Origin of the sequence: Bifidobacterium phasiani (assembly GCF_019331775.1) — a bacterium.
GTDB classification, from domain to species: Bacteria; Actinomycetota; Actinomycetes; order Actinomycetales; family Bifidobacteriaceae; genus Bifidobacterium; species Bifidobacterium phasiani.
This window is the reverse complement of record NZ_JAHBBD010000009.1, coordinates 1-23,494: the sequence shown is the minus strand read 5'-3', so window position 1 is coordinate 23,494 and position 23,494 is coordinate 1. Positions and strand designations below refer to the sequence as shown.

The 23,494-nt window shown below is 69.5% G+C and carries 21 protein-coding genes; 15 read left to right on the top strand and 6 right to left on the bottom strand.

Annotated features, from left to right (window positions below):
• Nucleotide 1 precedes the first annotated feature (1 nt).
• The 8 genes from KIH73_RS05125 to KIH73_RS05090 all read left to right on the top strand — a co-directional run bounded on the left by KIH73_RS05125 (nucleotide 2) and on the right by KIH73_RS05090 (nucleotide 6,699).
• Nucleotides 2-733 carry an ATP synthase subunit B family protein gene (locus KIH73_RS05125; protein ID WP_219081249.1) on the top strand — a complete coding sequence of 244 codons (732 nt, stop codon included), beginning with the start codon at nucleotides 2-4 and terminating at the stop codon, nucleotides 731-733.
• A 4-nt stretch (nucleotides 734-737) separates the two neighbouring features.
• Nucleotides 738-1,334: a YceD family protein gene (locus KIH73_RS05120; protein ID WP_219081247.1), complete on the top strand. Its 597-nt coding sequence runs from the start codon at nucleotides 738-740 to the stop codon at nucleotides 1,332-1,334.
• 119 nt (nucleotides 1,335-1,453) lie between these two features.
• On the top strand, nucleotides 1,454-1,648 hold the full coding sequence (gene rpmF / locus KIH73_RS05115; protein ID WP_219081245.1) for a 50S ribosomal protein L32: 195 nt from the start codon (nucleotides 1,454-1,456) through the stop codon (nucleotides 1,646-1,648).
• A gap of 524 nt (nucleotides 1,649-2,172) precedes the next feature.
• Entirely contained in the window at nucleotides 2,173-2,892 is a 720-nt protein-coding gene (gene rnc / locus KIH73_RS05110) for a ribonuclease III (protein ID WP_338023960.1), read from the top strand.
• A gap of 204 nt (nucleotides 2,893-3,096) precedes the next feature.
• Nucleotides 3,097-5,013 (top strand): acetolactate synthase large subunit, encoded by a 1,917-nt coding sequence (locus KIH73_RS05105; protein ID WP_219081243.1) that lies wholly within the window; start codon nucleotides 3,097-3,099, stop codon nucleotides 5,011-5,013.
• 39 nt (nucleotides 5,014-5,052) lie between these two features.
• The gene (ilvN, locus tag KIH73_RS05100) at nucleotides 5,053-5,607 is read left to right on the top strand and encodes an acetolactate synthase small subunit (protein WP_219081241.1); all 555 of its coding nucleotides are present in this window, start codon (nucleotides 5,053-5,055) and stop codon (nucleotides 5,605-5,607) included.
• A 367-nt stretch (nucleotides 5,608-5,974) separates the two neighbouring features.
• Complete coding sequence (locus tag KIH73_RS05095; protein WP_219081239.1) at nucleotides 5,975-6,262, top strand: FitA-like ribbon-helix-helix domain-containing protein; 288 nt, start codon at nucleotides 5,975-5,977, stop codon at nucleotides 6,260-6,262.
• Nucleotides 6,259-6,699: a type II toxin-antitoxin system VapC family toxin gene (locus tag KIH73_RS05090; RefSeq protein ID WP_219081237.1), complete on the top strand. Its 441-nt coding sequence runs from the start codon at nucleotides 6,259-6,261 to the stop codon at nucleotides 6,697-6,699. The genes KIH73_RS05095 and KIH73_RS05090 overlap by 4 nt, the downstream gene beginning before the upstream one ends.
• A gap of 264 nt (nucleotides 6,700-6,963) precedes the next feature.
• Here the strand turns inward: KIH73_RS05090 and KIH73_RS05085 are convergent, their stop codons facing one another.
• Together KIH73_RS05085 and KIH73_RS05080 are read right to left on the bottom strand one after the other, a co-directional pair.
• Nucleotides 6,964-9,276, bottom strand: a complete 2,313-nt coding sequence (locus KIH73_RS05085; protein WP_219081235.1) for an ABC-F family ATP-binding cassette domain-containing protein — start codon at nucleotides 9,274-9,276, stop codon at nucleotides 6,964-6,966.
• Nucleotides 9,277-9,324: 48 nt separating this feature from the next.
• On the bottom strand, nucleotides 9,325-10,053 hold the full coding sequence (locus KIH73_RS05080) for a type 1 glutamine amidotransferase (protein WP_219081233.1): 729 nt from the start codon (nucleotides 10,051-10,053) through the stop codon (nucleotides 9,325-9,327).
• 80 nt (nucleotides 10,054-10,133) lie between these two features.
• On the opposite strand from KIH73_RS05080, the gene cysS reads away from it, so the two are divergent.
• Nucleotides 10,134-11,762: a cysteine--tRNA ligase gene (gene cysS / locus KIH73_RS05075; RefSeq protein WP_219081231.1), complete on the top strand. Its 1,629-nt coding sequence runs from the start codon at nucleotides 10,134-10,136 to the stop codon at nucleotides 11,760-11,762.
• Nucleotides 11,763-11,898: 136 nt separating this feature from the next.
• Here cysS and KIH73_RS05070 read toward each other — a convergent pair whose 3' ends face one another.
• Entirely contained in the window at nucleotides 11,899-12,804 is a 906-nt protein-coding gene (locus KIH73_RS05070) for a cation transporter (protein WP_219081229.1), read from the bottom strand.
• Between the two features lie 331 nt (nucleotides 12,805-13,135).
• Between KIH73_RS05070 and ffh the strand changes: the two genes are divergently transcribed.
• From ffh to KIH73_RS05040, 6 genes are all read left to right on the top strand, one after another.
• Nucleotides 13,136-14,782, top strand: a complete 1,647-nt coding sequence (gene ffh / locus KIH73_RS05065; RefSeq protein WP_219081227.1) for a signal recognition particle protein — start codon at nucleotides 13,136-13,138, stop codon at nucleotides 14,780-14,782.
• 60 nt (nucleotides 14,783-14,842) lie between these two features.
• Entirely contained in the window at nucleotides 14,843-16,048 is a 1,206-nt protein-coding gene (locus KIH73_RS05060; RefSeq protein WP_219081225.1) for an endonuclease/exonuclease/phosphatase family protein, read from the top strand.
• A gap of 289 nt (nucleotides 16,049-16,337) precedes the next feature.
• Nucleotides 16,338-16,784, top strand: a complete 447-nt coding sequence (gene rpsP / locus KIH73_RS05055; protein ID WP_219081224.1) for a 30S ribosomal protein S16 — start codon at nucleotides 16,338-16,340, stop codon at nucleotides 16,782-16,784.
• Nucleotides 16,785-16,786: 2 nt separating this feature from the next.
• Complete coding sequence (locus tag KIH73_RS05050; protein ID WP_219081331.1) at nucleotides 16,787-17,020, top strand: RNA-binding protein; 234 nt, start codon at nucleotides 16,787-16,789, stop codon at nucleotides 17,018-17,020.
• A 14-nt stretch (nucleotides 17,021-17,034) separates the two neighbouring features.
• Nucleotides 17,035-17,757 carry a ribosome maturation factor RimM gene (gene rimM / locus KIH73_RS05045; RefSeq protein ID WP_219081223.1) on the top strand — a complete coding sequence of 241 codons (723 nt, stop codon included), beginning with the start codon at nucleotides 17,035-17,037 and terminating at the stop codon, nucleotides 17,755-17,757.
• 182 nt (nucleotides 17,758-17,939) lie between these two features.
• Nucleotides 17,940-19,040 (top strand): tRNA (guanine(37)-N(1))-methyltransferase, encoded by a 1,101-nt coding sequence (locus KIH73_RS05040; protein WP_219081222.1) that lies wholly within the window; start codon nucleotides 17,940-17,942, stop codon nucleotides 19,038-19,040.
• Between the two features lie 204 nt (nucleotides 19,041-19,244).
• Here the strand turns inward: KIH73_RS05040 and KIH73_RS05035 are convergent, their stop codons facing one another.
• The 3 genes from KIH73_RS05035 to KIH73_RS10880 form a co-directional block, all read right to left on the bottom strand.
• Entirely contained in the window at nucleotides 19,245-21,116 is a 1,872-nt protein-coding gene (locus KIH73_RS05035; protein ID WP_219081221.1) for a right-handed parallel beta-helix repeat-containing protein, read from the bottom strand.
• Nucleotides 21,117-21,646: 530 nt separating this feature from the next.
• Nucleotides 21,647-22,246 carry a 16S rRNA (guanine(966)-N(2))-methyltransferase RsmD gene (gene rsmD, locus KIH73_RS05030; RefSeq protein ID WP_219081220.1) on the bottom strand — a complete coding sequence of 200 codons (600 nt, stop codon included), beginning with the start codon at nucleotides 22,244-22,246 and terminating at the stop codon, nucleotides 21,647-21,649.
• Nucleotides 22,247-22,445: 199 nt separating this feature from the next.
• Complete coding sequence (locus KIH73_RS10880) at nucleotides 22,446-22,964, bottom strand: hypothetical protein (protein WP_236022598.1); 519 nt, start codon at nucleotides 22,962-22,964, stop codon at nucleotides 22,446-22,448.
• Nucleotides 22,965-23,494: the final 530 nt, after the last annotated feature.

Sequence of the window (23,494 nt, the reverse complement as noted above, 5' to 3'; positions counted from 1 at the left end):
CATGGCCGACGAGACGCAGCACTTCGACGACGTCAACGACGCCACCGACGAGCACGACGTGGCCACCGAACCGTATCTGCAATCCGAGGCCGCCGACGCCTCGCCGAAGGTCAAACCGCTGTTCCCGCCGATGCCGGACATGCGGCAGACCGACGACGGCCTGCCGGTCGACCCGGCCGCGAGCCACAGCCGCGAGGAGTTCACGACGGTCTACGACATCATCGACCGTCTGGAGCAGATGCTCGACGAGGCGAAGAGCGGATTCTTCACCCCGGGCGTGGTCAAGGTGGACCGCGAGGAGTTCACCGGCCACCTGACCGAGCTCAAGAAGATGCTGCCGGTCCAGCTCGAACGCGCCTCCGCCCTGATGCGCGAGGCCGAACGCCGGCTGGAGAACGCCCAGACCCAGGCGAACGCGATCATCGCCTCGGCGCAGAGCCGCGCGGCCGACCGCATCCGCGAGGCCGACGAGCAGGCGCAGTTCCTGGCCGGCCAGGAGAACGTGACCGAACTGGCCCGGCAGAAGGCCCGCTCGATCATCGACCAGGCGCAGGCCAAGTCGGACAAGCTGACGCAGGGCGCGGACCGCTACTGCACCGACGTGATGGAGAGCCTGCACCAGCAGCTCGCCAAGTTCGACCACGACGTGCAGGCCGGCCTGAACGTGCTGCGCGAACGCCAGCGGGCCGCCGCCGAGCAGCTGCCCCACATCGACGACACTACGGAGGAGTAACCCTATGCCCCGTCCCGAGGATTCCGCATGGGCCGTGTCCGTGGCGCAGGTCGCCGCGCGCGCCGGCCGCAGCAAGCCCATCGACATGGTCGTTCCCGCGCCGAGCGGCATCGGCGACGACATCGTCGGCATCCGTGAGGGATCCGACGTGCACGTGACCGGCTCGTTCGACTCCATCGTCGACGGGCTGATCTTCAACGGCCGGGCCGACGCCTCGATCGTCGGCGAATGCACGCGGTGCCTCAGGCCGCTCGACCCGCATTGGAGCGTGCGGCTCATGGCGTTCTTCCCCTACGACATGCCCGAGGACGCTCACGGCAACGGCGAGGAGGTGGACATCATCGCCGGCGAGGACGAGTCGGAGGACGTGTACCCGCTGAGCCACGACGGCGCCTTCGCCGACCTGGAGTCGCTGCTGCGCGACGCGCTCGTCGAGTCGCTGCCGCTGCAGCCGCTGTGCCGCGAGGACTGCCGCGGCCTGTGCTCGCAGTGCGGCGCCGACCTCAACGAGGACCCCGACCACCACCACGACGTGACCGACATCCGCTTCGCCGCGCTCGAGCAGCTCAAGGCCCAGCTGGAGCGGGAGGAGCGCGGCTGAGCGGCCGCGGGGCGCCCGCGCGGCCGGGTCCAGCGCGCCGCGACGTGACAATGTACGGCGGTTGCGCTAAGATACCGAACGCTTAAGCTCAAACGTTCGAACGAAACAGAGGAAATACCATGGCATTGCCTAAGTACAAGACCTCGCGCGCCAATACGCACTCGCGTCGCGCGAACTGGAAGGCGTCCGCCGCGCAGACCGTGACCTGCCCGAACTGCGGCGCCCCGACCCTGCCTCACATGGCCTGCCCGAGCTGCGGCTCCTTCCGCGGCCGCACCTACCGCAGCGCCATCCAGCCGGCCCACACCAAGTGAGCCCTGCGCTGATCCCAGGCATATCGGCCCTGCCATCGACGGGTGGCGGGGCCTTTTCGTATCCGCCCGGACGTTCTTCCGGCCCTTCCGGCCCCGGGGCGGAGGACCGGTCGGGCGGCTGGGCACGCGGGCGGGTAGCGTAGAGGGCAGTCGATTCCAAGGAGAGATTGCATATGAGTCATCACCACGGCACGCGGGCCGGCGAATTCGTCCCCGACAGGCTGCCGCGCCCGGCCGCCGCCGAGCCGACGGCCGACGACGCGACGCCGGAGCAGGGCCGGCAGGCGCGGCGAAACCCGCAGGATCCGCGGACGCGGCAGGACCGGAACCATGCACAGTCCGCGCGGAACCAGCAGGACCGGCGCGACCCGCACAATGTGCAGGACCGACAGGCGCGACAGGCCGCGCAGGACCGGCAGACGTTACAGGCCGCGCCGGAGCAGCAGGCCCCGCACAATGTGCAGGACCGGCAGAACCCGCAGGACCCGCAGCGGAACGATCCCGGGCAGTCCGTCCGGACCCGGGTGATCAGGCGGTCCAGGCGCGCCGACCCCGACCGCCCCGCCGACGAGCTGTTCCGGGCGCTCGGGACCACGCTGTCGCCCGAGCTGCTCGTCGAGGCGCTCACGCACCGTTCCTTCGCCCACGAGCACCCGGGCACCACGAACTACGAGCGGCTGGAGTTCCTCGGCGACGCGGTGCTCGAGCTGGTGGTCACCGAGACGCTGTTCACGGCCCATCCGGACATGACCGAGGGCCAGCTGGCCAAGATGCGCGCGAAGGCGGTCTCCGAGGAGTCGCTGTCGCGGATCGCCCGCGAGCGCCTGCACGTCGGCCCGTACATCCTGCTCGGCCACGGCGAGTCCGACGACGGCGGCGCCGACAAGAGCTCGATCCTGTGCGACATCGTCGAGGCGCTGATCGGCGCGACGTTCCTGGAGCACGGCATCGACGGCGCGCGCGAGGTGGTGCACCGGCTGGTCGACGACACGCTGGCCGAGGTGGCCACCGAGGGGCCGGCGCTCGACTGGAAGACCTCGCTCACGGTCAGGGCCCACCAGCTCGGCCTGGGCGAGCCGCGCTACCGCATGGAGGTCTCCGGCCCCGAGTACGCGCAGGTGTTCACCGCCCGCGCGATGCTCGGCGACTCGGACGAGGTGCTGGGCGTCGGCTCCGCCTCCAGCAAGCGCAAGGCGCAGCTCGCCGCGGCCGAGGCCGCGTGGCGCGCGCTCGAGCGGCGCTAAAGCGGCGGGCGGGCGCGACGCCAGTATGTGGGCGCGCGCGGCGGTCTCACAGACACAGACGCTACGATAGTGAACAGTATGTGCCGACCGCAGCGGAACCGCCACAAACGGTGCCCGGCGGCGGCCGGACCGTTCCGGCGGCGCCCATCGACGCGCCCGCGCAGGCACGGGACACCGAACGAACACGAGAGTACGAGAGGAACCATGGTACTACCAACACCTCTGCAGGCCTTCAGCAGCGTTCCGAAGAACGCCACGGGCACTGACAAGCAGACCATTGTCGACGGCGAGAAGATGACCGGCGCCGAAGCGCTGGTCCGTTCCCTGGAGGATCTGGGAGTCCAGGATGTGTTCGGCGTCCCCGGCGGCGCGATCCTGCCCGTCTACCACGCGATCAAGAACGACTCGAAGTTCCGGTTCCTGCTGATGCGCCACGAGCAGGCCGCCGGACACGCGGCCGAGGGCTACGCGGTGGCGACCGGCCACGTGGGCGTGTGCATCGTGACCTCCGGCCCCGGCGCGACCAACATGCTCACCCCGATCGCCGACGCCAACATGGACTCCGTGCCGATGGTCGTCATCACCGGCCAGGTCGGCACCGACGCGATCGGCACCGACGCCTTCCAGGAGGCGGACATCGTCGGCGCCACCTACCCGGTGGTCAAGCACTCGTATCTGGTGACCAGCGCGCAGGACATCCCGCGCGTGCTCACCGAGGCGTACTACATCGCCAACTCGGGCCGCCCGGGCCCGGTGCTGGTCGACCTGACGAAGACCGCACAGGTCGGCGAGATGCGCTACTCCTGGCCGCAGCGCATGATCCTGCCCGGCTACAACCCCACGACCAAGGCGCACGGCCGCGTGCTGTCCGACGCCGCCAAGCTGTTCGAGCGCTCGTACCGCCCGGTGCTGTACGTGGGCGGCGGCGCGGTGCGCTCCGACGCCCGCAAACAGGTGGAGAGACTGGCCGAGGTGACCGGCGCCCCGATCGTCACGACGCTGCCGGCGCGCGGCATCGTGCCGGACTCGCATCCGCAGAACCTCGGCATGCCCGGCATGCACGGCACGATCGCGGCGACCGGCGCGATCCAGCGCTCCGACCTACTCGTCGCCATCGGCGCGCGCTTCGACGACCGCGTGACCGGCAAGCTCGACGCGTTCGCGCCGACCGCCCGCGTCATCCACATCGACATCGACCCCGCGGAGATCAGCAAGAACCGCTACGCGGACGTGCCGATCGTCGGCGACGTGGCGACCGTGCTCGACGACCTGATCCCCGAGATCGAGCGCGAGCAGTCGATGTACGGCAAGCCGAACCTCAAGCCGTGGTGGGAGGCTATCGACCGCTGGCGCGAGAAGTACCCGATGACCTACCAGGAGCCGGACGACGGCACGCTGGCCCCGCAGTGGGTGGTCCGGCAGATCGGCAGGCACGCCGACCCGTCGACGATCTGGGTGACCGACGTCGGCCAGCACCAGATGTGGGCGTCGCAGTTCCTGGACTTCGAGAACGCGCACTCGTGGATCTCCTCGTCCGGCCTGGGCACGATGGGCTTCGGCCTGCCGGCCGCGATCGGCGCCGCGATCGGCGCCCAGCGCTTCTTCGACGCCTCCAAGCCGGTCTGGCTGATCGACGGCGACGGCAGCTTCCAGATGACCAGCGAGGAGATGACGGTCGCGTTCCTCGAGCATGCGCCGGTCAAGATCGCGATCCTGAACAACTCCGCGCTGGGCATGGTCCGCCAGTGGCAGACGCTGTTCTACGAGCACCACTACTCGGCCACGAACCTGCACGACGGCGACGGCCGCGCCGAGGACTACCCGAACGGCGAGCAGAACCCGGACGCGTTCGTCGACGTGCCGGACTTCGTCAAGCTCGCGGAGGCGTACGGCTGCGTCGGCATGCGCGCGTTCACCCAGGACGAGGCGCTCGAGTGCATCCGCCGGGCGAACGAGATCAACGACCGCCCGGTGCTCATCGACTTCCGCGTGTGGAAGGACGCGATGGTGTGGCCGATGGTCGCGGCCGGCGAGCCCAACAACAACGTGGTCTACATGCCCGGCATCCAGCCGCTCAAGGGGCACAACGCGGATGTCGACGACGCGGCCGGCGCGGCCTGAACGGCACAATCGAGGCAAGAGGTAAGAGGAGCGTTTATCATGGCCAACTATCCCGCATCACAGCCCACCTCGCAGCGCCACACGCTGTCGGTGCTCGTGGAGAACCGCCCCGGCGTGCTCTCCCGCATCGCCGGCCTGTTCGCGCGCCGTGCGTTCAACATCAACTCGCTGTCCGTCTCGCCGACCGAGCGGCCGGACATCTCCCGCATCACGGTGACCGCCGACGTCGAGGAGGTGCCGCTCGAGCAGATCATCAAGCAGCTCAACAAGCTGCTGCACGTGCTCAAGATCGTCGATCTGGACGACGAGAACACCGTCAACCGCGAGCTGGTGCTCGTCAAGGTGGCGGCCGACGCGAAGACCCGGTCCGACGTGCTGGAGATCGTGCAGACCTTCCGCGTGCGCGTGGTCGACATGCACCCCGAGTCGCTGGTCATCGAGGCCACCGGATCGAGCGAGAAGCTCGACTCGCTGCTCTCGCTGCTCAGCGACTACGGCATCATCGAGCTCGTGCGCTCCGGTTCGGTCGCGCTGACCCGCGGCCCGAAGGCGCTGAGCGAGAAGGTCGTCGGCTCGGAGATCAAGGGCCGCTGAACCGCTTCCGGCCCGGCCGCGCCGGAAGCGGCCGATTTGCGCGCATAGCCATCCGGCGAGGGCCCGCGCATCCCGCTGCTATGGGATGCGCGGGCCTTTCGCGTCCCCGCCTCTCCGCATCCCCATTCCCTCATTCGCTCATTCCCTCATCCATTCGCCATTCCCCATTCCCCAGCGCACAATGTGCCTATCTCCCCAAACGCACATTGTGCATGCCGAAATGCGCGTTTCGGCCATATGGCGCGCTTTGGACGCCATGCACATTGTGCGCCTTATAGCACACATTGTGCGCGCAGGGACATGTGCTAGCATTGTGCTTGCACGACAACGCGGCCTGTGCGGGCATGAACTCGAATAGGAGGGCGGCATGGCGACGCTGACGATCCGCAGACTCGACGACGAGGTCGTCGACAAACTCAAATACATCGCGAAAGAGCACAACCGCTCGGCCGAGGCCGAGGTGCGTTCCATACTGGAGGACTACACCGCAGGACTGCTGGTGCAGCGGGAGATTGAGACGACCGGGTTCTACGCGCAGCTTCGCGAGTTCATGAAACATGAAGGCATCGAAGGCTTCACGGAAGATGAGTTCCACATCCCTGACCGCGCCGCGGACGCGCAACGACCACCGATCGACTTGGACGACCGGCCATGATCGTGCTCGACACCAATGTGCTCAGCGAGCTGGTGAAGCCGCATCCCTCACCCGCCGTCGTCGGCTGGCTTGCGAACCAGCAGGGCGTCGAACTCGCCGTCACTACCGTCACGGTCGCCGAGCTGTTCTACGGACTCGAACTGATGCCTCGAGGCAAGCGGCGGACGCAGCTCACCGAGGTGCTCGACCATCTGCTGACCCCGTTTCTTGATACGCTACTGTCGTTCGACGCGGTCGCCGCGTTGCGATACGGCGCGATCAAGGCCGAACGCGACCGTTCGGGCCACCCCATCAGCGTCCAAGACGCCATGATCGCCGGCATCGCGCTGGCGCACCACGCATCCGTCGCCACGCGGAACACCAAGGACTTCGCCGGCACCGCCGTCGACGTGGCCAATCCGTGGGAGACCGGCCCGGACGCAGGCCGGCTCCGGTAGTCCGGGCACGCGATCGCCCCGAAGCGGCCGCGCATCCGCCGCATGGCGATCGCCGCCGCGCCGGATGCCGCGCGCCCGGGAGACGCCGCCGCACTGCATCCGCGATGACGCTTCCCGAGCGGGCATCCCCACCCACCGGAGGCGGGTCGCGTACGCCGTCCCCGACATCATCCGCGGTATCGGGCACCGTCCACCGCCGGGGCGACTGCCGTCGGGGCGACCGTCCCAGCGCCGGCCGGCCGACGGTCATCCCGACGGCCGGCGCTACTCGAGCTGTTCGGAGAGCTCCATCCACTCCAGTTCGAGCGGCTCGGTCTCCTCGGCGATGGCCTGCAGACGGGTGTTCATCTCGTTGAGGCCGGCGTAGTCGCTCGGGTCGTGCGCGGCCATCCGCGCCTCGAGGCCGTCCTTCTCGGCCTCCAGCTTGGCCAGGCGCCGCTCGATCTGCGCGACGCGCTTGGAGGCCTCGTGGAACGCCTTGCCGGTGAGCTTCGGCGAGGCGGCCCGCGATGCGGCGACCTGCGTAGCACCGTCCGAATCTCCGGAGGCCCCGGCCGCGCCGTTGCCACCGACGGTCCCGGCCCCCGCGGAACCGGCTCCGGCAAACCCACCAGCCCCGGTCGCGCCACCGGCCCCCGCGGCGCCACCGTCACCGTTCGCTCCGTCACGCCCGCCGCGACCGCCACGCTGCGCCCCACCCGGCGCACCGGCGCCGCCCGTCCCGGCGCCCGCGAACGGGTCGCGCCCGGCCTTGATGTCCTCGGTCATCCGCAGATAGTCGTCCACGCCGCCGGGCAGGTGCCGCACCTTGCCGCCGATCAGCGCGAACTGCTGGTCGGTGACGCGCTCGAGCAGGTACCGGTCGTGACTGACGACGATCAGCGTGCCGGGCCAGGTGTCGAGCAGGTCCTCCATGACGGCGAGCATGTCGGTGTCCAGGTCGTTGCCGGGCTCGTCCATGATGAGCACGTTCGGCTCGTCCAGCAGGATGAGCAGCAGCTGCATGCGGCGCTTCTGCCCGCCGGACAGGTCGCGGATCGGGGTCATGAGCTGCGCGGCCTCGAAGCCGAGCCGCTCCATGAGCTGGCCGGGCGTGACCTCCTTGCCGTCGACGATGTAGCTGGGCTTGTAGCGGCTCAGCACCTCCTTGACCTTGTACTTGCCGAGCGCCTCCAGCTCGTCGAGCCGCTGCGAGAGCACCGCGAACTTCACGGTCTTGCCGATGTTCACGTGGCCGGCGGTCGGGGTGAGCGTGCCGTCGAGGATCTTGAGCAGGGTGGACTTTCCCGCGCCGTTCGCGCCGACGATGCCGAAGCGGTCGCCCGGGCCGATCAGCCAGGTCACGTCGTCGAGGATCTTACGGCCGGTCAGCGTGACCTTGTGCGCCGCCGAGGCATCCGCGCCATCCGCGCCGCCGTCCGCCGGGGCGGCGAACGCCACGCCGGCGTCGCGCAGCCGCGGGTCGGTGGACGGATCGTCGACGGCGAGGTCGACCGAGCCGTGCGCCTGCGGTTCGGCGTACATCGGGCGCACCACGTCGACGCGCGACGCGGAGGCCTCCATCTCGGCGACGTCCGGGTCGATCGCGCCGAGCCCGTCCGCGCCCGCGGCCCCGCCGGCCGCCCCGAGGCCGCGCACCGTCTCCGGCCGGGCCTCGCCGTCCACGACGACGCCGCCCTCGCCGGCGAACACCTGCGTCACGTCGATCAGGTCGATGACCTGCTTGCCCAGGCGCGAGGTCGCCATCTGCTTCAATTCCAAGGTGTTGCGCAGCGGCGGCACGTCGGCGATGAGCTCGCGCGCCTGCTTGACGTGGAACTTCTGCTTGGTGGAGCGGGCGCGCGCGCCACGGCTCAGCCAGGCGAGCTCCTTGCGCGCGAGGTTGCGGCGGCGCGCCTCGCGCACGTCGGCCTGGCGGTCGCGTTCGACGCGCTGCAGCATGTAGGCGCTGTACCCGCCCTCGAACGGGTCGATCACGCCGTCGTGGACCTCCCACATCGACTCGCACACCTCGTCGAGGAACCAGCGGTCGTGCGTGACGAGCAGCAGCGCGCCCTGCCCCTTGGCCCAGCGGTTCTTCAGGTGCTCGGCCAGCCAGTGGATCGTGACCACGTCGAGGTGGTTGGTCGGCTCGTCGAGCGCGAGGATGTCCCAGTCGCGCAGCAGCAGGCGGGCCAGGTCGGCGCGGCGCCGCTGGCCGCCGGAGAGCGAGCCGACGGTGGCGTCGAGGCTGATGCCGCCGAGCAGCGCCTCGACGATCTCGCGCGAGCGCGTCTCGGAGGCCCACTCGTAGTCCGCGCGCCCCTCGAGCGCGGCCTGCCGCACCGTCGCGGCGTCGTCGAGCGGGTCGCGCTGGTCGAGCATGCCGAAGGTCAGGCCGCCGCGCCTGGTCACGCGGCCGGAGTCCGGCTCCTGCGTGCCGTTCAGCAGGTGCAGCAGCGTGGACTTGCCGTCGCCGTTGCGCCCGACGATACCGATGCGGTCCCCCTCGAACACGCCCTGGGTCACGTCGGTGAAGATGGTCTTGGTGGCGAAGGCGAGCGACACGCGCTCCAGTCCAATATCGTACGTCGGCATAACTCCCTAATCTACCGGCATGCGTGACCAGCGCCGCACGCGCGGCCCTCAGGAGGCAAGCGTCTTGGCGTAGGTGCTGCAGCGCGCGGCGAAGCCGGAGAACACCTGCTCGGCGAAGGGCTGGATCTGCGGGTCGCTCGCCGCGAACGCCTCGCGCAGCTTCGACTTGGAGCCTCCCGCGGCCTTGAGCTCCTTGGCCATCGAGGATTCCTCCAGCCACTCCTCGAGGATCGCGGCCGTCACCTCCAGGTGGAACTGCAGGCCCAGCGCCGAGCCGAAGCGGAACGCCTGCACCTTGGTCCGCGGCGACCTGGCGAGCAGCTGCGCGCCCTCGGGCAGCCCGGTCACGTCGTTGTGCCAGTGCAGCACGTCCAGCTGCTTGCCCCACATCGAGAAGTAGTCGTGGCGGTCCACGCGCTTGATCAGCCCGATGCCGATCTCCGGGGCCTCGCCCGCCGACAGCTTGGCCCCCAGCGCCGTCGCGATGATCTGATGGCCCAGACACACGCCGAGCACCGGCTTGCCCACGCTGATCGCGGCCTTGGCGAGCTTGGCCTCCGCCTTGAGCCCCGGGTACTTGTCGTAGTCGGTGGCGCCCATCGGCCCGCCCATGATGACGACGCCCGCGAGTTCGTCGAACTCCGGCAGGTCCGGTTTCTTCTTCCGGGCGACGTTGAGGACCGTCGTCGGCATCTCGAGATCCTCGAGATTGGCCAGGATGCGCCCCGGCTTCTCCCAGGGGACATGCTGCAGAATAAGCACTTGCGGTGACGTCATGGTCCCATTGTCGCACCGACCGCCGCCAAAGCGCTACGCGGCGGCCGCGGTTGTCGGCCAACGCGAATACGCTCGTCACTATGCAGACCAGCCACGAACCGCAGCATTCCACCATGTCCGGCTCCCCCGCGCCCACCAGGGCCGCCGCGGGCCTGCGCCTGTACGACACGGCGACGCACGCCGTGGGCGCGTTCACGCCCGTCCGCCCGGGCGAGGTGGGGATCTACGTGTGCGGCGCGACGGTGCAGAGCTCGCCGCACATCGGGCACATCCGCGCGGCCGTCGCCTTCGACGTGGTGCGCCGGTGGCTGCTGCGGCTGGGCTACCGGGTCACGTTCGTGCGCAACGTCACCGACATCGACGACAAGATCCTCGACAAGGCCGCCGCCGCGGGCCAGCGGTGGTGGGAGCGCGCCTATATATACGAGCGCGAGTTCACCGAGGCCTACGACGCGCTCGGCGTGCTGCCGCCCACCTACGAGCCGCGCGCGACCGGCCACATCCCCGAGATGGTCGACCTGATCCGGCGCATCATCGACAACGGCCACGGCTACGTGGTCACCGACGAGCAGGGCGAGCCGACCGGCGACGTGTACTTCGACGTGCCGAGCTGGCCGCACTACGGCGAGCTGACGCACCAGAAGCAGACCGCGGGCGCGGGCGACGAGGCCGCCGCGGTCGCCGACCGCATGGGGCCGAGCGTCGACGCCGCGGGCCAGGACCGGTACAATCCCGTCGACCCGGCCGACGCCTCGCCCGACAAGCACGATCCGCGCGACTTCGCGCTGTGGAAGCGCCCCAAGCCGACCGACCCGCCGACCGCCCGCTGGGCGACGCCGTTCGGCACGGGCCGGCCGGGCTGGCATCTGGAGTGCTCGGCGATGAGCCACCGCTACCTCGGCGACGAGTTCGACATCCACGGCGGCGGCCTGGACCTGCGCTTCCCGCACCACGAGAACGAGATGGCGCAGTCGCGCGCCGCCGGCTGGGGCTTCGCCCGGCACTGGATGCATTCGGCGTGGGTGACGGCCAAGGGCGAGAAGATGTCGAAGTCGCTGGGCAACGGCCTGTCGGTGCCGGCGGTGCTCGCCGAGCACCCGGCGTGGGTGGTGCGCTACGCGCTCGGCTCGGTGCAGTACCGCTCGATGCTGGAGTGGTCGGACCAGACGCTGGCCGAGGCGCAGGCCGCGTACGAACGCGTGACGAACTTCATCGAGCGCGCGGGGGCCGCGGCGGGCGGCCAGCCGGCGCGCGGCGAGGTCGCGGCCGTCGACGCCGACGCGCTGCCGGAGGCGTTCACGGCCGCGATGAACGACGACTTCAACGTCTCGGGGGCGACCGCGGCGATCTTCACCGCCATCCGCGAGGGCAACACGCTGCTGTCGCGCCTGGCCGACCGCGCGGACGGCGAGGCGGCGCGGGCCGAGGTGCGCGACGCGCTGCTCGCGGTGCGCGCGATGCTGGACACGCTGGGCCTGGACCCGCTGGCCGAGCCGTGGGCCGGCGCGGCCGGCGCCGCGGACGGCGAGGGCGGATCCGCCGAGCACGCCGCGCTGGACGCGCTGGTCTCCGGGCAGCTGGCGCGCCGCGCCGAGGCCCGCAAGGCCCGCGACTTCGCCACCGCCGACGCGATCCGCGACGCGCTGGGCGAGGCCGGCATCGCCATCGAGGACACCCCGCAGGGCTCGACCTGGAGCCTGAGGTCCTGACGGCGCGCGGCGACGCCGCCCCGGCCATGCGGATATGCGTGGGGGCCCGACCGGCATCGCGTCCGGCCGGGCCCCCACGCATAGTATGACGGGCGGTGTCGCGCGGACGGCGCCCGTCGCCGCCCGCGCGGCGCCGTCAGTCGAAGACGAAGTCGACGTCGACGATGTGCAGGCGCTTCCTGAGCTCCGACTCCAGCGCGCTCTTGCAGGCGCTGAGGTTCGCGACGTTGAGCGTCTCCCCGACGCCCGTGAGGTAGACGTCGACCGTGAAGTTCATGCCGGTCTTGAAGATCAGCGTCCGGTCGTACTCGGTGTCGGCGGGCAGATGGCGCTGCGCCGCCTCCTCGACGAAGGCGTTGACCTCGTCGTCGTCGTGCACGCCGCCGACGAGCTCGACGAACGCGTCGCGCAGCACCTCCACCGGCTCCTTGATCGCCAGGATCACGATCGCCGTCGTGATGAAGAAGTCGCCGGTGTAGTGCAGGAAGTCGAGCGGCGTGCCGTAGGGCAGCAGCAGCAGCACGACCGCGGCCACGCCGATGCCGAAGGAGATCATGCCGTCCACGAGCGTGCTCTGCGATTCGGCGCGCAGCATCATGCTGGCGTCGCCGATGCGGCGGTTCTCCCGACGGTAGTAGAGGAACAGCCCCGCGCAGGCCAGCACGGTGACGATCTGGTAGATCACGACCGGGCCGAGCGTCATGCGCTCGCCCACGCCGAAGACGAAGTAGTCGTACGCGACCTGCGCGACATCGAGGAACGAGAACACCAGCAGCGACAGCGTGAACATCGCCTTGCAGATCGCGTAGATCGGCTCCAGCGCGAACATGCCGTTCGGGAAGCGGTCGGTGGTGCGCACGGTGCGCGAGGACAGGAACGTCGCCACGATGCCCGAGACGACGGAGATGACGGTGAAGGTGGTGTCGAGGAACATGGCCTTGAGACCGGTCATGAAGAACACGGTCGCGCCGGCCAGCACCATGAGGATGTTGACGACGATGCCCACGGTGAGGGCTTTGCGTTCGATTTTCTTATGCTGCATCGATGGGCCTTCCATATTGCACGGCAGTCTGCATTGCGCTACGGTCGGCTGGCCGCGGAGCGCGCGACGACGGCTCTTCCCGGGCGGCGCGACGCATGGCGTCGGCCTCCGGGCGCACGACGATCGATCCGTGGTGGATCGGCGCTTCAGCCCCACCCGTGCGCGCACGGCATGTCTGCGTATAGGGGTGTCCAGGATGATAGAACGGGATTCACCATACCTGAATGATTGACCTCTTTATTATACCGGAGCGACACGCCCGGATTTCGCCGGGGGCGATGCCGCGGCCGGCGCCCGTTTCTCCCTACGGGCCGTTAGACTGGTGGACATTATGGCAGCGTTTAGTTCTTTGACAGACAGGCTCTCGAATGCCTTCAAGCATTTGCGGAGCAAAGGCAAGCTTTCCGAGGCGGACATCGACGGGACGATCCGCGAGATCCGCCGCGCCCTGCTCGACGCCGACGTGGCGCTCGAGGTGGTGCGTTCGTTCACGGCCCGCGTGCGCGAGCGCGCGCTCGGCCAGGAGGTCTCCGAGGCGCTCAACCCGGCGCAGCAGGTCGTCAAGATCGTCTACGACGAGCTCAACGGCATCCTCGGCCAGGGCGTCGACCGCCCGCTGAACTTCGCCAAGAACCCGCCGACGATCATCATGCTCGCCGGCCTGCAGGGCGCCGGCAAGACCACGCTGGCCGGCAAGCTGGGCTACTGGCTCAAGGACGCCGGCCACACGCCGCTGCTGGTCGCGGCCGACCTGCAGCGCCCGAACGCGGTCACGCAGCTGCAGGTGGTCGGCGAGCGCGCCGGCGTGCCGGTGTACGCGCCGGAGAAGGGCGTGCAGTCCGACGGCGGCGACGAGGTCTCCGCGCCGGGCCAGACCACCGGCGACCCGGTGAAGGTGGCCCGCGACTCGGTCGCGCTGGCCAGGCAGAAGCTGTACGACACGGTCATCATCGACACCGCCGGCCGCCTGGGCGTCGACGAGGCGCTGATGCGGCAGGCCCGCGACATCCGCGACGCCGTGCAGCCCGACGAGATCCTGTTCGTCATCGACGCGATGATCGGCCAGGACGCGGTGCGTACCGCGAAGGCCTTCGACGAGGGCGTGGACTTCACCGGCGTGGTGCTCTCCAAGCTCGACGGCGACGCCCGCGGCGGCGCGGCGCTGTCGGTGGCGAGCGTGACCGGCAAGCCGATCCTGTTCGCCTCGACCGGCGAGGGGCTCAAGGACTTCGAGGTCTTCCACCCGGACCGCATGGCCTCGCGCATCCTCGACATGGGCGACATCCTGACCCTGATCGAGCAGGCGCAGAAGCAGTTCGACGAGGAGGAGGCCCGCAGGGCCGCGCAGAAGATGGCCGAGGGCGAGTTCGGCCTCGACGACTTCCTGGAGCAGCTGCAGCAGGTGCGCAAGCTCGGCTCGATGAAGAGCCTGCTCGGCATGATCCCGGGCATGGCCCAGCACCGCCAGGCCCTCGAGCAGCTCGACGAGCGCGAGATCGACCGCACCGAGGCGATCATCCGCTCGATGACGCCGGCCGAGCGGCGCAACCCGAAGATCATCGACGGCTCGCGCCGCGCCCGCATCGCCTACGGCTCCGGCGTGACCGTCTCGCAGGTCAACGCGCTGCTGCAGCGCTTCGAGCAGGCCGCGAAGATGATGAAGCGCATGAGCAACAAGGCCGGCCTGGGCGCCGGTCCGGGCTTCGGCGGCGCCGCCGGCGGCAAGAAGGGCAAGAAGGGCAAGAAGAAGGGCTCGAAGTCGGGCAATCCGATGAAGCGCGAGGCCGAGGAGAAGGCGTTGCGCGACCGCCTGTCCGGCAAGGGCGGCCAGAAGGGCCCGTCCGGCGGTTCGGCGTTCGCCAAGAAGCCGCAGAACCCGGCGCTGCCCGCCGGACTGCAGGAGATGCTCGGCGAGGACGGCGCGCCCGACCTGCCGCCGAACCTGGGCGGCGGGCTTGGCGGCCTGTTCGGCCGCTGAGCCGCGCGCCGGCCGGCCCGACGCCCGCATCGCACTGACGGAACCGTGTAAAGGAATGCCATGGTCTGGTTGCTGTCGCTGATCCTGCTGCTCGTCGCGGTATGGGCGGCGCTGCGGTTCCTGCCCGCGGGCGTCGAGGGCCGGCTGCCGCTGCCCTACCTGATCGCGCTGACGCCGTTCCTGTGGATTCCGGCGCTGGCGTGCGCGGTGGTGGCCGGCGTGCTGTCGCACTGGTGGGTGTGCGCCGTCGCCGGCGCCGAGACCGTGGCGCTGCTGGCGTTGCAGGCCCCCTACTGGCGGCACCGCTGTTCGGGCACCTGGCTGGAGTCGCTGTTCCGCCGCCGGCCCGCCGATGCGGACGGTTGCGCTGCGCCGTCGGACGGGACGGCGGATTCCGGCGCTCACGACGCTTATGACGTTTCCGGCGCTCCTGACGTGCCGGCGCGTACCGGGGCCGCGTACCGCTGCCCGGTGGCCCGGTTCACCGTGATGACGCTGAACTGCCGGTACGGGCGCGCCAGCGCCGAGGCCATCGTCACCGCCGTGCGCACGCGCAGCGTCGCCGTGCTGGCGCTGCAGGAGCTGTCGCGCGAGCTGGTCGAGGAGCTGGAGGCCAACGGGCTGTCGCTGCTGCTGCCCCACCGCCAGCTCGGGCAGGAGCGGCCCACCGACAACGGCGGGTTCAACGGCGTGTGGACGCGGTTCATCCCGGAAGACATGCGCTCGTCGGCCGTGGACATCCCGGCGGCGGACGTGCCGTCGATCACCGCGGCGTTCCCCCAGCCTGTGCCGGAATACGAGATCGCGGACGACGACGATCCGGCCGGTCAGGCCGAGTCCGAGCGCGAGGGCACCGTCGTGGTCACGTTCGCGTCCGCGCACCCGAAGTCGCCGATGCGCGGCTGCCGCGAGTGGTCGGACGGCATCATCGGGCTGGGCGCGCTGGCCCGCGTCGCCGACGGCGACCCCGCCGGGCGGGCGCGGCACCCGCAGGCGATCCGCTACGACGGCGTGGTGCTGGGCGATCTGAACTCGGGGCTGCACCACCCCAGCTTCCGCCGGCTGCTGGCGCAGGGGTTCCGCGACGCCGACCTGAGCGTCGCGCAGGGCGCCACGACGACGTTCCCCTCATGGCTGCCGTGGCCGCGCATCGAGCTCGACCACGTGCTGAGCACGCCGGGGATCACGGCCGGGCACGTCGAGTCGTTCGTCGTCGAGGGCAGCGACCACCTGGCGCTGGCCGCGAGCCTGGTCGTCCGCCCGTAGCCGCGGGCGCGGATGCCGTCCCGGGGCGTGGCGGGGCCTTGAACGCCGCGGCGACGCACGGCTTGCCTGCGGGCCCGCGGAGCGTGCGCGAGGCGATGCCGTCGGACCGCCAGACACGGACGCCGACGGGCGTGTCACACTATCGAGGGGTCGGCGTTATAATGATTCGGTTATTCGTGAGCGCGGCGCCCTCTACTCCCGCGTGTCACGAGGAACACGTGGGTTCTCGGATTCCGTGCCCCACACCGAAACCGACGACCCGCACCCCGAGTTAACAAGGAGAGCCATCTTGGCAACCAAGATTCGTCTGAAGCGAATGGGCAAGAAGTTCTATGCCTTCTACCGTGTGGTCATCAGCGACGCGCGCAACAAGCGCGACGGCAAGTCCATCGAGGAGATCGGCATCTACGATCCGAACAAGCAGCCCTCGCTGATCCAGATCGACTCCGAGCGCGCTCAGTATTGGCTGGGTGTCGGCGCGCAGCCGACCGAGCCGGTGCTGAACCTGCTCAAGATCACCGGCGACTGGCAGAAGTTCAAGGGCATCGACGGTGCCGAGGGCACGCTGAAGACCGCCGAAGAGGGCCCGGACGCGCAGGCTCGCGTCGAGGCCGTCGAGGCTCAGGCCCAGAAGCTCAAGGCCGCCAAGTCCGAGGCCGCGGCGAAGGCCGCCGCCGAGGCCGCCGCCACCGAAGAGACCCCGGCTGAGGAAGCCCCCGCAGAGGAAGCTGAGTGATCATGCTCGCCCAGGCTGTTGAACATCTCATCAAGAACATCGTCGATTTTCCGGACGACGTGTCCGTCAAGTCCCACGAGAACTCGCGCGGCGAACTGCTTCGCGTGCGCGTGAACCCGGAGGACATCGGCCGAGTGATCGGCCGCGGCGGCCGCACGGCGAACGCGATCCGCACCGTGGTCCAGGCGCTGTCCGACCACAAGGTGCGCGTCGACATCATGGACGTGCGTCGGTAAGAGAGTTCCGTAGCGTGGAGCGTCAACAACACTCTGACGGCCCGCAGCAGCTCGACCTGCTGCGGGTCTGTCGTATCGGCCGCGCGCAGGGGCTCAAGGGCGAGGTCACCGTGCGTCTTTACACGGACGAGCCGGAGTACCGGTTCGCTCCCGGTGCCGTGCTGTACACCCAGGGCGGCGCGAAGGAATACATCGTGGAACGGTCCCGCACGTTCAAGGGCCGCTGGATCGTCAAGCTCGAAGGCGTGGACGACCGCAACGCCTCGGAGGCGCTGAACGGCGTCGAGCTGTACGGAGAGGCCGACGACCCCGAGGAGCTGCTCGATCAGGACGCGTGGTACCTGCGCGACCTGATCGGCCTGGAGGCCCGCATGGCCGACGGCAACGAGCTCGGCGCGCCCGACGGCATGGTGGTCGGCAAGGTCGTCGACGTGATCGACGGGCCGCAGTCGCTGCTCAAGATCCGCCTCTCCCCCGCGCTGCGGGGCGGCGGGACCGAAGCCGGCGAGACCGCCGAGACCACCGAGCCTGCCGAGGCCGCCGGAACCGCCAACGCCGACGAGGCCGCCGAGGCCGTCAACGCCACCAAGGCCACCGACGAGGCCGCGTCCGGCGATGCCCCGGCCGAGACGACGGCCCTGGTGCCGTTCGTCGACCAGCTGGTGCCCGACATCGACCTCGACGGGGGATACCTGACCCTGGACCCGCCCGGCGGGCTGATTCCCGGACTGTCGTGACTGCGCCGCGCCGCGGCGCCCGTCTTGGTACCGCCGCGGCGACCGTGGCCGCAATGGGCGCAGCCGGCGATGTCGCTTTTGCCGCCATTACGCAATACCGGCAAAAGCGACATCGCCGGTTTTCCTTTATGCGTCGGAGGGCGCACCGTGCGGTGCCGACCCTATTCGTTAGGCTGAAAGACATGAAGATCGACATCGTTTCCGTGTTCCCGGAGTATTTCGAGGTGCTGAACCTGAGCCTGTTCGGCAAGGCGCAGGCCAAGGGGCTGATCGAGGTCCACGCGCACAACCTGCGCGACTGGACGCATGACGTGCATCATTCGGTCGACGACACCCCGGTCGGCGGCGGCGCCGGCATGGTGATGAAGCCGGCCGTCTGGGCCGAGTGCCTCGACGACCTGCTGGGGCTGGAGCCGCGCGGGGCCGCGGATTCGGCCGCGAATCAGGCTTCCGGGGTCCAGGCCGCCACGGATCCGGCAAACCAGGTCTCCATGGACCGAGCCTCCGATGCGGCGTCTTCCGACATAACGACTTCCGACATAACGACTTCCGAAGCAGTGACTTGCGACATAACGACGCCCGACGCCGCATCTTCCGATGTGACGACGCCCGACGCCGCGGCTTCCGGCATGGCGGAGTCGTGTATCGGCAGTGTGTATTCGACTGCCGATGAGCAGGCGAATACACACTGCGGCGAACCGGGTTCCATCGTTGCCGGCGCGACGCCCGGCACCGTGCTGATCTTCCCCAACCCTTCCGCTCCCCTGTTCACGCAGCGCGACGCGACCGAGCTCAGCCGCGCGCATCGCCTGGTGTTCGGCTGCGGGCGCTACGAGGGCTATGACGCGCGCATCCCGGAGTACTACCGGGCGCAGGGCGTGGATGTGCGCGAGTATTCGATCGGCGACTACGTGCTCAACGGCGGCGAGGTGGCCGTCTCGGTGATGCTGGAGGCGATCACGCGCCTGCTGCCGGGGTTCATGGGCAACCCCGAGTCCATCGTCGAGGAGTCGTACACGGGCGGCAACGCGCTGCTGGAGCACCGCCAGTACACCAAGCCGGCCGTCTGGCGCGGCATGGGCGTGCCGGAGATCCTGCTGTCGGGCGACCACGGCAAGGTCGACCGGTTCCGCCGCGACGAGGCGCTGGCGCGGACGAACGACATCCGCCCCGACCTCATCGCGCGCCTCGACTGCCGCGCGCTCGACAAGGCGGACCGCAAGACGCTGATCGCGTTGGGCTGGGAGGTCTCCGGCGAGCATCCGCGCCGGCTGGGCGCGTAGGCTCCCCGGTACCCGGGGCACAGGCGGCGCAGACAATGAAACGGCCGTGCGGCCGGTGGCGGGGTTGTTCCCGTCCACCGGCCGCACGGCCGTTTCCGTTATCCGTGAACCGATGCGCGGTGTTGCGGCCGCCGTGTGAGGGCCTCGCATTCGTCAAGCGAGGCCCTCACAGCCGCGGCATGCAGCCTGCGCGCGAGGTTCCGGTCACCGATCGCGACGGCGGCGCAGGGCCATCAGGCTCAGCGCGCCGGCGGCCACGGCGGCCGCGGCGACGACCGCGGGCAGCACGATGCCGGCGCCGGTCTGCGCGATCGTGGGCTTCGCCGGATCGGTCTGGGACTCGGTCTTGCCCGGATCCGTCTCGTCCGCGGGTTCCTCGGGGGTGGGCTCCGGTTCGGGCTCCGGCACGATGACGCCGTGCGCGGCCTTCAGCGCCGTCAGGCCCGTGACCGCGGCCATGCCATTGTCATCGAAATCCGTGAACTCGACGGCATGGTTGTAGACCGGGGTCTCTTCGGCGTCCTCAGTGTCCGCAGTATCCTCGGTATCCGTGGCGTCCTCGGTGTCCACGGTGTCGTCGGCGTTCTCGGTGTCCTCGGTCTCCTCACGGTCCACGCCGTGGGCCTCCCAGCGGTTGTCCGCCGAGTCGTCGTACCAGCCGTCGATGGCGTCGGTGCAGTCGTCGGCCTCGCCGTCGATGCCCACGCCGTCGAGCGCCCAGCCCTCGCCCACGCGGCCGAAGGCGATGGTGGACGTGGTGTTGTTGAAGATGTCGTCGCCGGCGGTCTTGGCGTGGTTGTTGTAGATCACGGTGTCGGACGGCAGGGTGAGGTTCGCCGCCGCGCCGCTGTTGTAGATGCCGCCGCCGTTCGACGTGGTGCCCTTGTCGTTGAGGTTGCCCGTGATGGTGAGCTTCACGCCCTCCTCGAAGACGACCTTGCCGTTGTTCGACAGACCGCTGCAGTAGTTGTCGGCGATGGTCACGGTGGCGCCCGCGGCCACGTGGCCGTCCGTCACGCCGGAGGTGAGCTTGAGGCCGGCGAAGTCGCCGCTGTACGAGTTGTGCGTCACGGTGAGGGTCGAGGTGCCGTCGACGGCGAAGCCGCCCGACGTGTACACGCCGTAGTACCCGTTGTTGTCGGCGGTGAGCGTGGAGCCGCCGGTCAGGGTCACGCTGCCGGCGGACAGGCCGTGGCCCGCGTTGTTCTGGTAGGTGACCGTCGAGCCGTTGGCGGCCGTGAACTTGCCGCCGTTCGACGCGTTGGCCGTGCAGTTCTGCACGGTGAACGTGGAGTCGTCGACGGTGATCGTCGGGCTGTTCACATAGCCGCGGTTCGTGCCGTCGATCAGGAACGTGCTCTTGCCCGAGACGTTGACCTCCGCCTTGCCGGTCTGGTCGAGCTGGAGGCCCTGGCCCTCCTTGCCCTTGGTGCCGTAGCCGTGGATCTCGAACGTCGAGCCGTCGGTCACGTTGATCGAGGAGCCGGCGTTCATGTAGATCGCATTGCGCGACCCGGTCGAGCCGCTGTCGACGGTGAACACGACCTTGGCGCCGTTGGTCACGTTCATCGTGCCGGACAGCGACAGCATCAGCCACGGGGCGGTGCCGACCTCGGAGTTCCACTCCACCTCGACGCCGTCGAACGTGAGCACGCGGCTCGGATCGTACAGGCCGAAGCACATCCAGCCCTCGCCGTTGCTGGTCAGCTGCTTGTTGATGGTGATCTTGTGGCCGCCGGTGAACGTCAGCGTCTTGTTGAAGCCCGTCGTCAGCTCGCAGTCCCGGAGCAGGACGACGGTGGAGCCTTCGGGCGCCTGTTCGACGGCTTCGTCGAGCGACGTGTACGGGACGTCGCCGACCTGGGCGACGGGGTCGCCGGCCGCGGAGGCCGGATCGCCGTCATCGGCGGTCGTGTCGACCGTGACGTCGGACTCCGCCGGCGTCCGGGCCGGAGCGGACGACTCCACGACGGCGTCGCCGCCCTGCTCGGCCGCGGAGGCGGTCGCCGGCGCGACCGCCAACAGCATGCATGCCGCCGCTATGCCGCCGAGCAGCCGCTTGGAAAACTTCTGCATGGCATCTTCTCCTTCATGTTTCAGCCGGCCGTTGGGCATACCGCCCCGCCGGACGCTCGTTGCACCTGTCGGAGACGCATGAACGGGGATGTGGAGCCGGCTTGCGCCGCCGGCCGGAACCTCCGCGTTCACCTCCGACGGCCTGTCGCCGCCTGATCTCCAGCAAACTGACCCCCAGTATAGGGGTAACCCCCCGATAAAACACCCGTTCTCAACACACAACGCCGTGCAGACCCGACTGTTTCCATGTATTTACAAGGTTTTATAGGATATCCATCGTCAACACCCTATCAATCACCCTTTCTTTTGTTTTCGCAGGGCGCGTGAAGCCCGGAGGGACGCCGACGGCACATCGGAAAAGAGAAAACCAGCAAGAACGAAGCGGAAGGAAAGGAAAAAGAAAAAACAGAAGAAAAGCTGAAGCGAGCAAGGAAAGAACGGAGGAGCCCCGCCGAACGGCCGTCACGCCATCTCGACGCAGCGCACCGGGAGCAGCGAAACCGGATCGGCCACGCGCCGCCGGACGGCCGTCACGCCATCTCGATATAGAACACCGCCGTCTCCCCGTAATCGCGGCGGTCGGAGACCCCCCACCCCTCCGGCGCGGCGGGGTCGTCGCTGCGCACGGAGCGCTCCAGCACGATCACCGTGCCCCGGCCGGCGCACCCGGACGCGACCAGCCCGTTCAGCAGCGCGTTGCAGTCCTCGGTGGCCACGGCGTAGGGAGGGTCGATGAAGATCACGTCGAACGCCGCGGCCGCCGGCGCATCGGCCGCGGCCTGGCCGCCCCGGTCCGCGACGTACTGTTCGGCGCGCTTGCGCACCAGCCGCGCGACCATGCCCGGCTCCCAAGCACGATGCCGCTTCAGCGCGGCGAAGGACGCGGCGATCAGCGACGCGGCCGACGCCGCCGACTCGACGGCGACCAGCTCGCGGGCGCCGCGCGACAACGCCTCGATGCCCAGCGCGCCGGTGCCCGCATACAGATCGAGGATGCGGGAGTCCTCGAGCATCCCCCAGGATTCCAGGCGGGAGAAGATAGCCTCCTTGGTACGGTCGGTCGTCGGGCGCGTGCCCGACTTCGGCGCCTTGAGCTCGAATCCCTTGAATCGTCCCGCTATGACTCGCATATCTCCATTATGCATGGGGCCGCACGCCCGGCCCGCCCCCACCGCCGCGGGGCCGACGGTGGACGACAAAGGTCGGCGGCGATGCCCGCGCACCACCGCCGACCCGATTCGCCCGGCGCCGACGCCGCGCCCCGGATGGGCGACCGCCCACCGGCCGACGCCGACGCACGCCATCATCGCCGCGGGGCCGCCGGGGCCGTCACGACTCCCCACGCTCCGCGCGCGCCATCTCCAGCTCCTGCTCCAGACGCACCACGCGACCATCCATCTCGTCCAGCCGGCTTTCCAACGTGCGCAGGCGGCTCTCGTAGCGCATCAGCACCAGGCCGCTGATGTCCTGGATGGCGCGCGCCGACCGGCGCTCGGCGAGCCAGCGCGCGTCGCGGCCGGCCACGGGGTTCGCGACCACCGGGGTGCGGTCCCCGGTGACGATGCGCATGACCGCGTCGTTGCGCTCGTGCCCGGCGCCCAAGCGGCCGGCGCGCTCGTCGGCGCGCCAGCGGGCGATGCAGCGCTCGATGCGCTTGTAGCCGATCAGCGACGAATACAGTCCGGCCTCGCCGAAGATGGTCGCCGGCGAATCGCCCTCGTGGTACCGGCGCATGCAGTCGATCTTGAACTCCTCCGCGTAGAAGATCCTCTCCTGCGTGATGGATTCCACCGCAGGCAGCGACAGCAGGTAGGCGCGCTCCTTGGCCGTGAACTTTCCTTGTCTCATTGTCGTGTCCTAAATCTGTACGCCCGGCCGATGGGTTCGGCGGCGTCCGTGGTCGTGAATTCCGTGATCTCGCGGATTCTGTGGTTATCTGTGGTCCGCGGCCGTGTTCGCCGCGTCGGCGCCGTGCATCATGTCCTTGCGGTCGGCCGGGATCCGGCATGCGATGCGGCACATGGGTTCGTCATATTAAACGTGATTCGCGCAGGGACGTCAATGCCCCGTTCAGCCCCGGGCTGAGCGCGTTCAACGGGTCCAGGCCGGACAGGCGCCGCCGAACCCATCGGATTCGGCACCCGTCATCGCCCTGATGCGACAGCGTCCACGACGACGCCGCGCCATGCAAGACATATGCATCCCGTCCATGACTCGTTCACCTCAACTTCCCAGCCGGGCCGACGACCGGCCCACGCCGTAAGCCCTCAGTGTAACGGGGACGCGCCTGAAGCGGGGGCCTTGACCGTCGGGAGGCCGTGCGGCATATGAAAAAACCAATAGGGGGGGGGGGTATCGAAAACGCGCCCTCCCCCGAG

Bases quoted from the DNA above. Each gene is read 5' to 3' on its own strand.
- KIH73_RS10880 (WP_236022598.1), bottom strand. From the start codon at position 22,964: ATGAGACAAGGAAAGTTCACGGCCAAGGAGCGCGCCTACCTGCTGTCG.
- ilvN (WP_219081241.1), top strand. From the start codon at position 5,053: ATGGCCAACTATCCCGCATCACAGCCCACCTCGCAGCGCCACACGCTG.
- rpmF (WP_219081245.1), top strand. From the start codon at position 1,454: ATGGCATTGCCTAAGTACAAGACCTCGCGCGCCAATACGCACTCGCGT.
- KIH73_RS05040 (WP_219081222.1), top strand. From the start codon at position 17,940: ATGAAGATCGACATCGTTTCCGTGTTCCCGGAGTATTTCGAGGTGCTG.
- KIH73_RS05080 (WP_219081233.1), bottom strand. From the start codon at position 10,053: ATGACGTCACCGCAAGTGCTTATTCTGCAGCATGTCCCCTGGGAGAAG.
- ffh (WP_219081227.1), top strand. From the start codon at position 13,136: ATGGCAGCGTTTAGTTCTTTGACAGACAGGCTCTCGAATGCCTTCAAG.
- KIH73_RS05050 (WP_219081331.1), top strand. From the start codon at position 16,787: ATGCTCGCCCAGGCTGTTGAACATCTCATCAAGAACATCGTCGATTTT.
- KIH73_RS05090 (WP_219081237.1), top strand. From the start codon at position 6,259: ATGATCGTGCTCGACACCAATGTGCTCAGCGAGCTGGTGAAGCCGCAT.
- KIH73_RS05070 (WP_219081229.1), bottom strand. From the start codon at position 12,804: ATGCAGCATAAGAAAATCGAACGCAAAGCCCTCACCGTGGGCATCGTC.
- KIH73_RS05120 (WP_219081247.1), top strand. From the start codon at position 738: ATGCCCCGTCCCGAGGATTCCGCATGGGCCGTGTCCGTGGCGCAGGTC.
- KIH73_RS05035 (WP_219081221.1), bottom strand. From the start codon at position 21,116: ATGCAGAAGTTTTCCAAGCGGCTGCTCGGCGGCATAGCGGCGGCATGC.
- KIH73_RS05085 (WP_219081235.1), bottom strand. From the start codon at position 9,276: ATGCCGACGTACGATATTGGACTGGAGCGCGTGTCGCTCGCCTTCGCC.
- rsmD (WP_219081220.1), bottom strand. From the start codon at position 22,246: ATGCGAGTCATAGCGGGACGATTCAAGGGATTCGAGCTCAAGGCGCCG.
- cysS (WP_219081231.1), top strand. From the start codon at position 10,134: ATGCAGACCAGCCACGAACCGCAGCATTCCACCATGTCCGGCTCCCCC.
- KIH73_RS05105 (WP_219081243.1), top strand. From the start codon at position 3,097: ATGGTACTACCAACACCTCTGCAGGCCTTCAGCAGCGTTCCGAAGAAC.
- KIH73_RS05060 (WP_219081225.1), top strand. From the start codon at position 14,843: ATGGTCTGGTTGCTGTCGCTGATCCTGCTGCTCGTCGCGGTATGGGCG.
- KIH73_RS05095 (WP_219081239.1), top strand. From the start codon at position 5,975: ATGGCGACGCTGACGATCCGCAGACTCGACGACGAGGTCGTCGACAAA.
- KIH73_RS05125 (WP_219081249.1), top strand. From the start codon at position 2: ATGGCCGACGAGACGCAGCACTTCGACGACGTCAACGACGCCACCGAC.